11 protein-coding genes are annotated in these 15,360 nt (G+C 33.7%); 5 read left to right on the top strand and 6 right to left on the bottom strand.

The window, feature by feature from the left end; translation table 11 throughout:
- The first annotated feature begins 6 nt into the window (after positions 1 to 6).
- Both ACQVD9_RS06310 and ACQVD9_RS06305 read left to right on the top strand, forming a co-directional pair.
- Positions 7 to 1,254, top strand: coding sequence for a tyrosine-type recombinase/integrase (locus ACQVD9_RS06310; protein ID WP_264746712.1), 1,248 nt, complete (start codon positions 7 to 9; stop codon positions 1,252 to 1,254).
- 114 nt (positions 1,255 to 1,368) lie between these two features.
- A complete protein-coding gene (locus tag ACQVD9_RS06305; protein WP_264746713.1) occupies positions 1,369 to 3,264 on the top strand; it encodes a GmrSD restriction endonuclease domain-containing protein in 1,896 nt (631 codons plus the stop codon).
- 43 nt (positions 3,265 to 3,307) lie between these two features.
- On the opposite strand, the gene ACQVD9_RS06300 is transcribed toward ACQVD9_RS06305, so the two are convergent.
- From ACQVD9_RS06300 to ACQVD9_RS06280, 5 genes are all read right to left on the bottom strand, one after another.
- Positions 3,308 to 4,588: a restriction endonuclease subunit S gene (locus ACQVD9_RS06300; RefSeq protein WP_264746714.1), complete on the bottom strand. Its 1,281-nt coding sequence runs from the start codon at positions 4,586 to 4,588 to the stop codon at positions 3,308 to 3,310.
- Positions 4,581 to 6,218, bottom strand: coding sequence for an HsdM family class I SAM-dependent methyltransferase (locus ACQVD9_RS06295; protein ID WP_264746715.1), 1,638 nt, complete (start codon positions 6,216 to 6,218; stop codon positions 4,581 to 4,583). Before ACQVD9_RS06295 ends, ACQVD9_RS06300 begins: the two co-directional genes overlap by 8 nt.
- Positions 6,212 to 9,319, bottom strand: coding sequence for a type I restriction endonuclease subunit R (locus ACQVD9_RS06290; protein ID WP_264746716.1), 3,108 nt, complete (start codon positions 9,317 to 9,319; stop codon positions 6,212 to 6,214). Before ACQVD9_RS06290 ends, ACQVD9_RS06295 begins: the two co-directional genes overlap by 7 nt.
- Positions 9,320 to 9,494: 175 nt before the next feature.
- Entirely contained in the window at positions 9,495 to 10,811 is a 1,317-nt protein-coding gene (locus ACQVD9_RS06285; RefSeq protein WP_264746717.1) for an AAA family ATPase, read from the bottom strand.
- Positions 10,812 to 10,931: 120 nt separating this feature from the next.
- A complete protein-coding gene (locus ACQVD9_RS06280) occupies positions 10,932 to 11,138 on the bottom strand; it encodes a helix-turn-helix transcriptional regulator (protein ID WP_264746718.1) in 207 nt (68 codons plus the stop codon).
- Between the two features lie 1,096 nt (positions 11,139 to 12,234).
- Here ACQVD9_RS06280 and ACQVD9_RS06275 point away from each other — a divergent pair.
- A complete protein-coding gene (locus ACQVD9_RS06275; protein ID WP_264746719.1) occupies positions 12,235 to 13,116 on the top strand; it encodes a phage integrase N-terminal domain-containing protein in 882 nt (293 codons plus the stop codon).
- Positions 13,117 to 13,543: 427 nt separating this feature from the next.
- Here ACQVD9_RS06275 and ACQVD9_RS06270 read toward each other — a convergent pair whose 3' ends face one another.
- Complete coding sequence (locus ACQVD9_RS06270; protein WP_264746720.1) at positions 13,544 to 13,741, bottom strand: helix-turn-helix domain-containing protein; 198 nt, start codon at positions 13,739 to 13,741, stop codon at positions 13,544 to 13,546.
- Between the two features lie 110 nt (positions 13,742 to 13,851).
- On the opposite strand from ACQVD9_RS06270, the gene ACQVD9_RS06265 reads away from it, so the two are divergent.
- A complete protein-coding gene (locus tag ACQVD9_RS06265; RefSeq protein ID WP_264746721.1) occupies positions 13,852 to 14,109 on the top strand; it encodes a helix-turn-helix domain-containing protein in 258 nt (85 codons plus the stop codon).
- 2 nt (positions 14,110 to 14,111) lie between these two features.
- Positions 14,112 to 15,044: a hypothetical protein gene (locus tag ACQVD9_RS06260; protein ID WP_264746722.1), complete on the top strand. Its 933-nt coding sequence runs from the start codon at positions 14,112 to 14,114 to the stop codon at positions 15,042 to 15,044.
- Positions 15,045 to 15,360 lie beyond the last annotated feature (316 nt).

Below are 15,360 nucleotides of genomic sequence, written 5' to 3'. Positions count from 1 at the left end.
TATCTAATGGCCTTAACAGATGCTGTTGTTCGTCAAGCAAAACCCAAACAGAAATCATACACACTAAAAGATTTTGACGGGCTTTATCTCTTTATTGCACCTAATAGCACAAAGAGTTGGCATTTTAGATACCAATTAAAAGGAAAAGGTGTACGTATCTCCCTTGGTACTTATCCAGAACTTGGCTTAAGAGATGCCAGAATACTAAGAGATGAAGCACGAACATTAGTTGCTAAAGGGATGGATCCACGTCAACATAAAAAAATTGTCCAAACTGTTGATTCTGATACTCAACAAGTCACCTTTGCTGTTTTTGCAGAGCATTGGAAAACATTCAAACTAAGAAAACTTGCTACAGGATATACAGGAGGAAGACAGAGTACGTTGGTACAAATAGAACGTTATATGCGAAAAGATTTGCTACCTGCTTTAGGCAAACTTCCATTAGAAAATATAACACGAGTAGATATACTTAAAGTACTTCGCTCAATTGAAAATAGAGGGGCTTTATCCATTGCTGAAAAATGTAGAGGATGGCTCAATGAACTGTTTCGTCATGCTATTGTAGAGGGGCTTATTAATCATAATCCAGCAGCCGATATGGACATTGTGGCATTACCACAAAAACCAACCCAACATAATCCCTATTTAAAAATGGATGAACTACCAGACTTTATAAAAACACTCAATAACTATCAAGGAGCACTACAAACCCAACTAGGAATAAAGTTATTATTACTCACAGGAGTGCGTACGGGTGAACTAAGGCAAGCCAATAAAGATCAATTTGATTTACAACAAGGACTATGGAAAATCCCTGCTGAACAGGTTAAACAACTCCAAAAAAAGGTAAGAACAGCTACCAATGAAATACCACCTTATATAATCCCATTACCAAGACAAGCGATAACCATTGTAGAACAACTAATTAGTTTAAGTTACCCGTGGCAAAAATACTTACTATGTCATCGCTCAGATCCAAGCCAGCCTATTAGTGAAAACACCCTAAACCAAGGATTAAGACGTATGGGATATAAAGACAAACTAACAGGTCATGGTATTAGAGCCACACTATCAACAGCACTTAATGAACTAGGTTATCCTAAAGAATGGATAGAAGCCCAGCTATCACATTCAGATAAAGACCAAATTAGAGCGACTTACAACCATGCTCAATACATAGAGCAACGCAGAAATATGATGCAAGAATGGGCTGATAAGTTAGATCAAATGATAGATCAACACGTTATATAATTTAAGAAGCCACTAGTGAATAAGGTTATTCATTATTGATAAGCAAAAATAAAATTGTTTTATTTGCTTATACAAGTAATAATTTAACTTTTATTTTATCAAAGGATTAAATCAATGGCAGGGGCTACCTTTCAAACCAATCCCGTTGATCTCTCAACATTACTAAATGAATGCCATACTGGAAAATTACAGTTACCCGATTTTCAAAGAAGCTGGGTTTGGGATGAAGATAGAATAAAGAGCCTTATTGCTTCTATATCCCGTTCATTCCCTATTGGTGCATTGATGACGCTCTATACAGGAGGCCCTGTAGAATTTAAACCTAGAATAATAGAGGGCGTGCCAGAAGCTACTAAATCGGTGTTACCTCAATCATTATTATTGGATGGTCAACAACGTATTACCTCCATGTATCAAGTAACATTACGCAAACAAATTGTTGAAACAGTAACTCCTAAAAATAAAAAGGTTAAGCGTTGGTTTTATATTGATATAGAAAAAGCATTAGATCCTACTGTAGATAGAGAAGAAGCTATTTTAAGTATCCCTGAAGATAAAAAATTAACCAGTCAATTTGGACGAGAGATAGAGTTAGATATTTCTTCACCTGAAAAAGAATATGCTAACTTCATTTTTCCTATGACGGATGTATTTTATTGGGATGAATGGCAAGACGGTTTTGATAGCTACTGGGCGGGTGATGATAACAAACCTAAAAGAGATTTATTTAGGCAATTTAAACGAGAAGTTTTAGAGAACTTTAAAGCCTACCGAGTCCCCGTTATTGCTTTAGATAGAGAGACGAGTAAAGAAGCAGTCTGTGTGGTATTTGAAAAAGTAAATACCAAAGGTAAGGCACTAGACGCCTTTGAATTAGTTACTGCTATTTATGCAGCAGATGGGCATGAACTGCGTAAAGATTGGTATGGCGATGGTAAAAACCCAGGTAGACAACAGCGTTTTATAGAAGCCTACCGATTAGCAGGTCGTAAGGAAGGTATTATTAGTAATGTCTCCAATACAGACTTTTTACAAGTGATCTCACTGTTCTATACAAGAGAACGGAGACGTCAAGCAGAACAAGCAGGTAAACAAGGTAAAGAATTACCTGCGGTATCTGGTAATCGACATGCTTTATTAAATCTGCCCTTAGCAGCTTATAAGCAGTATGAAAAACAAGCTGAAGCAGGCTTTGAAAAAGCGGCTAAGTTTTTGCATATGCTGCATATTTATCAAATATTTGATTTACCTTATCAATCACAAGTAGTTCCTCTAGCTGCTATACTGGCTGATATAGGCGATGCTTGGGAACATGAAGCTAATCGACAAAAATTAACTCAATGGTACTGGAACGGTGTATTTGGTGAGCTTTACGGGTCTGCAGTGGATACACGCAATGCAAGAGACTTTATGCAAGTACCTGCTTGGTTAAAAGGTGATATAGAGCCCTCAACTGTCAGCGAAACGCTGTTTAGACCTGATAGGCTAAAAACCATGAAAACCCGTTTATCTGCAGCCTACAAAGGGGTCAATGCATTATTAATGAAACAAGGGGCACAGGATTTTCGTTCAGGTCAAGCATTTGACCATACGGTATTTTTTGGAGAATATGTGGATATTCATCATATCTTTCCTAAAGATTGGTGCGCGAAGCAAGGCATTAGTTCTAAGATTTACGATTCTATTATCAATAAAACGCCACTAAGTTATAAAACTAATCGTATTATTGGTGGTTCTGCTCCCTCTAGTTATTTACATAAATTGGAAACAGGAGACAGTAAAACCCCTGCTATTCAGCCTGCTACCTTAGATAGTTATTTAAAATCCCATTGTATTAATCCAGAGTTACTCAGAGCTGATAACTTCACTGCTTTTATGGAAGATAGACAAAAACAACTATTAGTGCTTATAGAACAAGCAATGGGTAAAAAAGCCTACCAAGGAGATCTACAAGAAGAAGGAGTAGATTTGGATGACGAAACCCAAGAGGCAGAATATACTCGTCCTTAATTCAGTTACTAACCTAGTTTTAGTTAATAGCAAGCTAGGTTAGCTATTTAACAGTTACTTGACCATTCATTAGCATGGGAAGTAGCCAGTCTCTTAGTGTAGCAAGTTGTTGGTTTTCTATTTCAAGATTATATTGTTTTTGTAAGATTGGTTTAATGACAGCAGTAAATTTTTCTATACGCGGCAAGCTTGGATAAGCAAAAACAAACGTTTTTAATATCCCATGCCTGATCCCTTTATGAACACTACCTGATGATGAGTTTTTTGTAAAAACTTTCATTTGCTCGCTTGATAAAAGCTTAAATAAATACTCACTAGTTACTAATGAACTATTTGCTCTAATAGTAAAAACAGATTCATTAATATTCCAATTAATTGGTTTATTATGAATTAAATATGTAAGACCAACAGGTTGTATGCTTGTGAATAGAATATCACCTTCTTTAAGGTCTGATCGTTGATTAATAATATCGAGAGCCTCATCACTTATTCGATCTGCTTTATCAGAGAATAAGATCTTATTCTGTTCAATATCCTTAATAGTAATATAATAATTTTTACCTTCTCCCAACTTAAAATTATCTCTTGGATTAAGACCTGTTCCGATACGTGCAACTACATTTCCTAACTGTATATTTTTCCACCCCTCAGGTATTTCACGCTTTAAGATTGCATTGTAAACCATTTTTCCACCTGTGCTTTTATAGGGTTTACCATCTTTGTTGGGAAAATCAAACTGTACAAACCAGTAGTCATATAAAGTTTTTGCCATAGCTTCCAGTTCAGTATTAATACGTTTATTTAGTTCGATTTTTTTATCAATCACTGAAAGAATATTTGCTATTTTTATTTGTTCTTTTAAATCAATATACTTAAAACTAAGTCGGCCTAATAACTCTAAATTTATATTTGGTTGAGATGATTGAGCAGACAAGCTATTTATGTATTTATTTACACTGGGCTGGCTAAAAAAATAATATATGTAATCAACATTGGCTTTTCTTTTATTAAGCCTAATAATGCCCACAGCCTGATTTGTATTCGCAGGTAAGTCAATATCTTGCACAATTGCTAGTTTACCTAAATAAGCTCCAGCAATGGAAAAAAGTAAATCATCTTTTTCAAGTCTTGATCTCTTTAGTTTATCATCTGTCTCACTATCAATTTTCATAAAAAGTGATGAATCTAGATGTTTGGAGTCTTTAATACTTTCCGATTTAACAAAATTTATACCTGTAGAAACAAAATTTCTACCAATACTAGTTGGTGTTGTCCCTTTAGTAATTAATATAGAAATATCTTTTAGTGTTAAAAGATTACTCATACTTCAACCCCGCCAACTGCTTTTTAATTTCTTCTTCTAATTCATGGGATTGTTTAAACAATTCTTCTAAGTTTTGAGTATAACCATGCATTTTTGTAGCAAATTCTTCTGGGGTAATATCTACATACTCAATCTTTACATCAAAATATTGGCCTGCGCTTAGTGAATAGTTTTTATTGGTAATTTCTTCATAACTTACTACTACTGAAAAATCTTCTTTAATTTCCTTTTGGTTAAAAGTATTTATAATTTGTTGTTCTTCTGCTTGGGTAAGCACGGTTTTTTGATTTTTACCATCTTTAACCTTTTCACCTAAGTTAGAAGCATCTATTAATACCACTTTATCTTTATTGGTAGCATCAATAAAGACAATAGATACATTAGTCCCTGTGGTGGCAAAAATATTGCTAGGCATCGAAACTACGCCTGCTAGCATTTTATTATCTATCAAATGTTGACGGATTTTTTTATCTATACCTGCCTGTGCAGTAATAAACCCCGTAGGCACTACTACTGCTGCTTTACCTGTAGGTTTTAAGGAGAAGATAATATGTTGTAAGAACAATTGGTAGATTTCCATTTTGTCCTTGTCTTTGGGTTTGATTTTAGGAATACCTGCAAAAAACCGCTTATCATTGTCTTTAGTATCTAAAGCGTTTCTATAGTCACTAAAATCCAATTTAAAGGGAGGATTAGAGACGATATAGTCGAAATGTTTTAGCTCTTTACCTTCTTTATGATAAGGGTGCAAGATGGTATTACCTTGTATTACATAAGGAATAGAATGCACTAGATTATTAAGAATTAGGTTAAGCCTTAGTAAGTTGGAGGATTTTTGGGATATATCTTGGGTGTAGATACTGCATCTATTTTCCCCTATGGCATGGGCTACATTCATTAATAATGTACCTGACCCCGCCGAAGGGTCATAGCAACTTACATTATTAATTTTTCCTCTTTGCTCTTGTGGCACTAATACTGCCGCCATAATACGCGCTACAGCATGGGGTGTATAATATTCGGCATATTTGCCGCCACTATTGCTGTTGTAGTCTTTAATAAGGTATTCAAAAATAGTAGCGTAAAAGTCAAACCCTTTAGAGAAGATATGTTCAAAACTAAAAGTGACTAGTTTGTTAATAATAGCTCGGCAGAAGTCATCTTTTTTGCTGTCATCTGCAATAAAGTTACTGATACGGTCAAATAAAATAACTTTAGCACCACCTTCTGTTTTAACAGAGAATACTTCTGTATTACTACTGGCAATATCTATTAAGGTATCGTCAAAGGTTTTAGCAAAATCTGCTTGGTTTTGTTGGTTAAATAGTTGACCAATAAGATGGGCTGTTTTTAAACGAGCGACGCCTTGTGGGAGGTCTAGCAATAGTCCACCGTATTGTTCCTCTGTCATTTCATAAAGAGGCTCTTCCCAATTGGGGTTATTTGCCAAAGAGGGGATTTTCTTTTTAACTTCAAATGCAAACTGATCGTTTAGAAACTTATAGAGAAAGGCTTGGGTAATAATTTTAAATTCGTTACCATCATTGCCTAAGCCATAGTTAGCACAAATACCTTTTAAACCATCAATAAGTTCTTTAGTTTTTTGTTGGAAGGTTAGTTCAACTACCACTGTTGTGCTCCGTTATTAAATTCTTTAAGGTATTCTTTTACAACAAGATCATTAATGTAATGAGATGCTTGCAGGTTGAGTTCAATGGATTGTTCTTTGATAAAATGGTTTCTTACCTTTGGCATGACCATTTGTTTAAAATAACTTTCATTATTTAAGACTTGGAAGTTTTGCAGCACTTCCGTATCGGTATCTTGTTTAACCCCTATCAGGGCTTCAAAGATTTTACGTTCAGATTCGGTAATACGGCCATGTTCTTGTAGACGTTTATGGACACGGGTATATTTTATATCACCGAGGTATTTTTGGCGAAGTAGATTATTGTTTCTATTTAGCTCTTTAACACGCTCATAAATTTTATTGAGTGTATCGGTATTGGCTTTCATCTCATCTTGGGTGATGGCACTTAAATTCTTTTTCTTAAATAGCCGCTCCAACTCTTCTTTAAGAGTGATAAATTTAGGGTCATCTTGGTCAAAATTACTTACTAGAGCTTCTCTGGTACGTCTTAATGTTTTGTGGTACTCATTAGCTGCTAATTGTAGCTCTTCTTCACCTATTTTAATAAATTTAAAGATAATATCTTCTAGGGCGATATTAAGTAAATTAGTGGTTTCTGTACCTTGTTCTAAATTAGCTTTTAAATTAAGCAAATTAAGATGATTCGTTGTTTCTCGGTAAAGTATATTAAGCTTATTAAAATCAAGCTGATCCAAAAAGCTATATTCGCCCTGTAGCCTAATAAGGTTATATAAGCTCTTAGCATCTGCTAATGCTTTTTTTAGCGCTAATATTGTTTGACGATCTTGTATCTCATTAATTTGCTGAGAAAAAACTTCGGCATTTTCGATATTGAACTTAAAGAGTACATCTTTAATATGCTCGATTTCTGCGGTAATTTCTTCTTGTGATTTAAATAGATGGGAATAGCTGTCTATTTCATCCCCAAGCTCTTCTTGTAGTTCTTTAAAATAAGCTTTATTAGTTTTATCAAACTCTTTACGTATATCAGCAAAATCCACCACATAGCCATAACGAAACTCTTTATAGGGTCTATTAACACGTGTTAGGGCTTGTAGTAGATTATGAGAGCGGATAATACGCCCTAAGTAGAGTTTCTTTAAACGTCTTGCATCAAAGCCTGTTAATAGCATATTAAAGACAAATAGTAGATCTATCTTACCTGCTTTAAAAGCTTCAACCCAATCTTTGCGTTCTTCTTTAGTACCTATATCATGCAGAATAAGCGCAGCTGTTTTAATCTTATTATCTTGCTTACGTTTTGCTGAGTAAAAAGCTGTTTCTTCAGCTACCTTTAATAGAGCAGCATTACTTTCGTTAGCTGCTACTTGATTTATTAACTGACTATTTTGTGGATAACGACTATTAAATATCTCAAACATTTTTTTAGCTTGATCAGCACTATCACAAATCACCATTGCACCGATGCTAGACTCGCCTAAAGCCCCTCTGCTTTTTTCAAAGTCAGTAATAATGTAATCCAACATAGGTTCAACAAAATTAGGATGGGCATAGATTATTTTTCTATCCACATCCCCTTGTTGAATTTCTACTTCTTCTAAGGCTTTTTGTAAGGCCATTTTATAGTTAGTCGCTATTTCTTCACGAATTAGTCGTAAAGTGTAGCCGTCTGCAATAGAAGAGTTATAGTAATATTTATGAATATATCCGCCAAATAAACTACGAGAGTTATAACTTTCCCCAAGTAATGGTGTACCTGTTAAACCTATTTTAATAGCATTACGATCAGACTGATCTAAGTTAGCTAAAAAACTGCCTTTAGGATTATAGCTACGGTGCACTTCATCTAAAAAATAAACCCTTTGGATATTAACATCGTAGTCCTTAGTTGAAATAACATCGGGATCATCTTTAAATTTTTGAATATTGACTACAGTAATTTCGGGCTTACCACTGTTATTATGAATAACCTTAGTGGCTTTAATATCTTGGCTAAAGGCTTCACGCGAGTCTATGGTATAAACCGTTAAGCCACGACTAGTAAATTCCCGTTGTGCTTGGATCAATAAATCAATCCGATCCACAATAAAATAGAATTTAGGAATAACGTGTTGACGTTGAAAATAATCGGTTAAAAACTTGACATTGTAGTAAGCCAATGCTGTTTTACCACTGCCTTGAGTATGCCAGATAATTCCTTTTTTAGTTCCCTCATTAAGTTTACTTTCTATAGCTTTGGTAGCAAAGAGCTGAGGGTAGCGCATAATATGTTTTTCTATACCCTGTGTTTCTGCCACATAGGCTAAGGCATACCTTAATATAAAGGATAGCCTATCTTTGCTTAATAATGAGGTGCAAATACGGTTTGTAGGTCTATGCTCACCCTTATTAAGTTTAAACTCTTCATTATTACGAATAATTTCTTTATTAGTATCTTTTAAAACCTCTAATTCTTTTTCTTCAGCTAATGGTTTAGAAAGCTCTGGTAATGCTAATAACTGCTCTTCCCTGAAATAATTAAAAATAGGCGTGCGATAAGACGCACTCGCATAAAAGGCACCTTGTAGAGGTTGTATCGCCTCATCATCATATTCCATATTGTTGGAAAAGATCATAAACTGAGTGATATTAACAAAGCGTTTAAACTTTTTGTTTTGAAAGCGCCTACTAATACGTTCCCGCTCAGCTAATATACCCTCTGGATTATTAGGCTTTTTAACCTCAATAAACACCAAAGGCATACCATTAATTAACAAGGTAATATCAGGCCGAAACTCTTCATCACCATTTTGATAAGTAAGCTCTGTTACTACATGAAAGCTATTGTTTTTAAAGTTTTCAAAATCTATTAGCTTAATACCTGAACGATCTGTTAGTTTTTCGTAGAACGCTTTACCTAAATCTTCATTATCTAAGGTTAATTTAACTTCTTCTAATAATCGGCCAATATCATCTTGCTCTAAGTTAGGATTAATTTTAGCAATAGCTTTACAAAATAGCTCAGGGAAAATATTAGTACCCATATCCCATTGGCATTTTTTAAGCGATAAATACTCATACCCTAAACGCATTAAATGTAGGATTACAGGAATTTTTACACGAGTATCTTCATTAAACATGGTATTTCCTTTACTTTATAGACCTTAATATTTTAACTAAGCGTTAGCTAATATAGATACTTACTGTTCATAATATTAAAGCAATGTTGGTAAAACATTAATAAATAAAGGGCTTATATTATCATATTTGCCTCTACTCCCCATATATGCCCATAGTATTTATAGGCATATATGACTAATCAGGGCAAATATGGGGCAATTGCCAAAAAGTTTTAATATCTTGACCAAAACCTTCTTGAATAATTTGTATATTGAGTTTTTCTCTAGCGGTTCTAATTTGTTTTTCAGTAAAGCCATTGTCTTTCATTAGTTGTTTTATTTTATTACTAGGTAGTTTATCTCGTTGTAAAATGCTTTGTAATGTAGTGACTGGTTCAGTATGTGTTCTTTGGTCTGTTTTTTGTTCCAGTTGGCTTAATTGTCGTAATGCTTGTTTATTGACAGGGTCTCCCCAATTAACACAGCTAGCACTAAAGCCTTCTGGTAAATCTACTTGTTTAAGGTGGTAATAAATCCCTATATTATCTTGCCCAATATTTGATTTAGCGATAGCTAATAGATGTTTATTTTCATCATGGTCTTTAGCCGTCACCCAGACTATTCTAGGTAATGCTCCAAACGCTAAAGAGCCTGTGACGCGTTCTAAGGGTGAGCTGTGTTGTGTTCCTTTAGAAAAATGCGTAATCCCTAAGATGGCACAATCAATCCTATTAGCAAAGTCTACCAATGGTTGTAATGAGCTTCTAACATCCGTTGATTTATGCATATCGCCTTTAACCATAGATACAATAGGGTCAATAATCATCAAATCAACAAAACCTATATCTTTTACTGTGTCTATTAATAAATGAATATCTGTAGCAGGATCAAAAGGTTCTATTTGCCCCGTTAATTGATTTTTTCTGCCTTGGATAATATAGATAGTGTTTATATTAGCCTGTAAAGCAAGAAGTCTAGGTAATAATGTATCATTTAAATCATCCTCAGCTGACCAGATAAGCACTTGACCTGACTGCTTACAACAAAATCCATCAGGAAATTCCCCTGCGTTACTAATGGTTGCTGCAATAGCTAAAGCCAAGGTAGTTTTACCTGTTCCTGCTTGGCCGCTTAAAATATGCAATTTGCCTCTGGCTAAATAGTTAGGCCATATCCATCTGATGCTCTGTGGTGTTACTGTTGAGGCATTAACTAGTAATGCTTTATAAATAGATGAGTTATTATCATTATCTACTACTGAAGCAGAGGTTTTATTAGCTAGTGTAGTCAATGATGTTTTATGCCACATCACTAATGCGTGTAAATAACTTATAAAATCGTTCTTTGATAAGTTAGCTCCATCTACTAACTGTTGATGAGCAATCCCTATTATATAGTTTATTTTTTCTTTTTCTTGGCGAGAAATCTTTTTATGGTCCAGTTGCTTTAATAAATCAATCAATGACCGTTCATTATCAGTATCTAAAAACTCTAAATGATTACAGCTATGCATATGTATTTTATATCCTATATATAAAATTAATAATCAATACTTTGTTTATATAAAATGATTAATACATTTAGTTGCCTCCTTATTGGAGACAACTAAATGTTGTTAGATCATTAGCTAAAACTAACGATTAAGCTGATTTCGATTATTAATTTGGTCTGCAATCCATTGTTGAATTTCGTTATACTCCCAAAAACTACTACTCCCTACCTTAATACATTGAGGAAACTTATCCTTTTTTATATAAAGATAAATAGTTGGTCTAGCTAATCCCGTTAACTCCATTACAGTTGGTAATTTAATAAGACGGCGTTCTTCTTTGTTATTCATAAAATACTCCAAATAAAAAAATAAAATGAATATAGCTTTGAATAAACCATTCAATAGCCGTCAATAAATCTATATAAATTAAATAACGTTTTGACTAGTTAAATAAAAATTGGTCATTTTTATTTAGCTTCTTCTTTTTATTTTTGAAGACTAGAAAAATTATTTTACGCAGTGACAGTATTTTATATTTACTGGTAATCAACAGATATAGGGAAATATTTTAAGTGATGGGTCAGTGATAGGCTTATTTTTATCTGATTTTATCGAAATATTTTGATATATAAAGCTCTTGCAATAAACGCTTGACATCTATTTGTTAATACATAAAATTAAGAGTATGAATCGTTATCGTTGATAACATCATGCCCAGATAGCTATAACCTTAAAAGCTATGTATCCATGTATGGATAGGTTAACCCAAAAGTCAGTTAAGCATACGGCAGGCACTGACGATTACCATCAACGGTAATAGTATGTTTCTTTTAAATACAAACAAGTTAACGCCATTAGGGTTGTTTACTGTTACTTAATATAAATATTTGTCATTATGTTGTTATTAACAGAAGACAAGTACAACATAAAATCAAATGTTATGTTCTACATTAATGATGTAGGGGCATAGCTTTCAAACTAGCAATTTCTGATCTTTTGTTTTTTAAGATCAATGAATTGTTACCAGAATCTTTTTAGCAAAAATAATAGCTAAAACACCTTCACAGCATTGGGTTATAACGATTGGCTATAAATCCAATTTATCCTAAGGGTTCGCTACGCCTTTAGGACTCGTCACAAACTTGGGTGCAAACCCTGCAAAACCAAATTGCATGGGCTATGACTTATCTTTTGATTTTGCTGTAGCAACTATTGTCTGCATGATTCCAACAGGAACAGCAATAGGGTCCTCCTTTTGAGGCAACAGGCTATTCCGAGCCTGCATTGGCTTTACTTGTTCTTTATTAGTTTAAAGAACAAGATTTCACAGTAGTGATGCACTGTAGAACTGCCATTAACACTAACCTTTAAATCATCGGAATAACAATGTGAAGTACCAAGATAATTTTATGAATCAAGTACCAGAAATGACGAGGCAAAACCTATGGCAAATTTAAAACATGGCATTATTGGCATCTGTAACCATAATAAAGATGGTTCTTATACCACTCAAAAAGACCGTTTACGAATATTATTACAAGCCGCAGACCAATTAAAAACACTTAACTACCGACAACTAACTATTCATTCTATTAAAGGTAAACATATTAATGCATTGATAGATCAGTGGAACGAACAGCATAAAATCAATCAACTTTCTATAGCCACAATAAAAAACAGAATGTCAGCATTAAGATGGCTTTTAAGTAAACTAAATCGTAGTCAACTTATTCCCAAAGAGAATCAGGCATTGGGTATTGCAAGAAGAGATTACAAAAAAACAGTAAATAATAATAAAAGCCAGCAACTGGATAGCCGAAGTGAATTAATTACTGATAAATATGTACAGTATAGCTTAAAGCTGCAACAAGCTTTTGGATTAAGACGAGAAGAATGCATCAAATTTAACCCTGTTTATGCAGATCAAGATCACTATATCCAACTAAAAGCCTCATGGACAAAGGGTGGCAGGCCAAGAACTATTCCTATTAGAAACGAACAACAAAGAGCCTTAATAGATGAAATCAAACAATTGGTAGGCAATAACTCACTTATCCCAGCACATAAAAGTTACATACAACAAAGGAACCATTACGACAACCAAGTTAAACAAGCAGGCTATAATAATCTACATGGGTTAAGACACAGCTATGCTCAACAACGCTACAGAGAAATAACAGGATCTGAACCACCTATTTGTGGAGGGAAAACCAGTAAAGACTATACCCTACAAGAAAAACTACTGGATCATCGAGCAAGGCTTACACTTACTAAAGAGTTAGGACATGGGCGAGAAGAAGTAACTGTACAATATTTAGGGAGATAGCAAGTTCTAAATACAATTTATACTTGATATTTATATATAACCTATGAAATAGCTACATTATTAAAAGTGATGTAGCTATTTAGTACTGTTGCTATATTTTGTTTATTTAGTACAAATTATTTGGATTTTAATTTTGTGTACACTGTACACAGTTTTTTAGTTTTAAAACTCAAAGGTTAATTATGTATTTGTCATCATCTGAGTAATTGTTTCAATGGTTGCATTAACAATATATAAGGGTTTTTATCTAATTATTCTCTTGCAAGGGATATACTAATAATATCTTTCCTATTATTAAGCATACAAACAATAAATCTTGCATAAATATCGATGACTTTTAACTTTGTATACAGTGTATACAAAATTTTTAATAGCTATATTGAGTTATTTAATAATAAAAATTTCACCTTATATCCTTATTTATGTGTTACTTATATAAATACCTAGAAGGCCAAAGCTCAGTAACAGAAATATTAAGCGCATCTGCAATCACCCTTTCTAATTGTGAATATTTAAACTGTAATCCTTGATTTAGTTTATGTGTTCTTAATAATTCATAAAGTTTTATACCTCGTTTATTAAGCGCTTGAATAATCTCATTAGGTGTCCAGTCTTCCTCTAGCATATTTATATCCTATTTATCAACATGAAATAACAGATAAATCTATTATCCCATTTTGGGATAATTATGAAAATAGTTGATATTCGAATTTAGGATTTTTTTGAGATAACCATATGAGTTCTATTTATACTAAAGAATATCAACTAATCATTAATACGTTGAGAAGTGCAAGGATAGCTAAGGGTATCACACAAGTACAATTAGCTGAGGCTTTAGGCAGGCCACAATCATTTGTAGCAAAAATAGAAAACGGTGAAAGACGACTAGATATTGTGGAATTTATGTATATTGCCCAGTTATTAGCGCTTGATCCTTTTAAAGCACTCAAACAACTTACAATAAAGCATAAGCCTCTTACCTCAGCTAAATAGCCATGACCAATAAACAACAACCTGATTACTATAAAATCATTCCACAACATTTATTAGCCGATGCTGACGCACTCATAAATTACGTACGTTATTTTCCCTATCAGTTTCCAACTAAATGTCCTCATTGTGAATACAGTAGCTTTAAACAATTAACAACTAGAAATGTTGTAGATGAACCTCGTTTTCAGTGTTATTTTTGTAAAAAAGAATTTAGCCAATTGACGGGGACTTACTTTGCACGTATGACTCGTATGGAGTTATGGCCTGATTTTATTATGTATCGACTGGTAGGGTTACCTATTAAAAAGATTCATCAGCGGCTGAATATTTCGCAACATGCCTGTATTGTTAGAGAAAGAAGATTAAACCAAATGATGCAAGACCTTTTTCCTAAGCTTTACCAGTGGTGGAAACCGCATCATGATTATACTGATCACACACTAACAGCCGAAATTACCCAAGAGCAGAAAGTTATTGTCAATTGGGTTAAAGAGCGTATAAACCAGCAAACAGCAACCTGTTCCCAATGTGGACACTTTATAAAACAACGAATCAATTTAAGAAATAAAAAAGAAGGTGTACATAAAAATAGACCTTATTTTGAATGTGGTAAATGTGCTTATAAATTTAGTATATTTAAAGAAACTCCACTTAATAGACTACGCCACAAGGATTTTTGGGTACCTTTTATTAAAGAACTTTGTCAAGGCAAAAATAATGAAGAGATTTTAAACACCCTTTCTAATCAACATAAACTTAAATTAGGCTTAGGAACTATTATAAACTGGCGTAAGCGTTTTATTGAACAAATGCAGATATTAGGATTAACTAATTTAGTAGCATGGTTAAAATGGCAGCGTGTTCGAAACAAAGCTGCTGAAACGCGAGAAAACAAAAAACAAGTAACTTATAAGAAAAATAAAAATAAATTATAAGCGTTTTTATAAAGTAATTAGTTAACAAAATCAGATGATTAATACATACTATACCTGGAGCATAAGTGGTCATTATGGCGGCAATGAAACCAATAATACCAACAAAAAAAGTTAAAAACTTGCTCGCTCCATAACTAAAAGCAATAACATGGGTACGCAAAGCCATAGGCGCATAACGAATAGCCTGTTGGTCTATGGCGTTACCTGTTTGATCTAGGCTATAGGTGCCTGCTTTAATGCCTTGTTCTATTTGCTTTTGTAGTGTTTGATCATAGTCATTGCGACGCAAATAGTCTGGCGAATGCTCTTGAAAAAT

Source organism: Entomomonas sp. E7T21 (genome assembly GCF_058693955.1).
The sequence above is the reverse complement of the archived record's forward strand: the minus strand, read 5'-3'. Positions and strand labels throughout refer to the sequence as shown.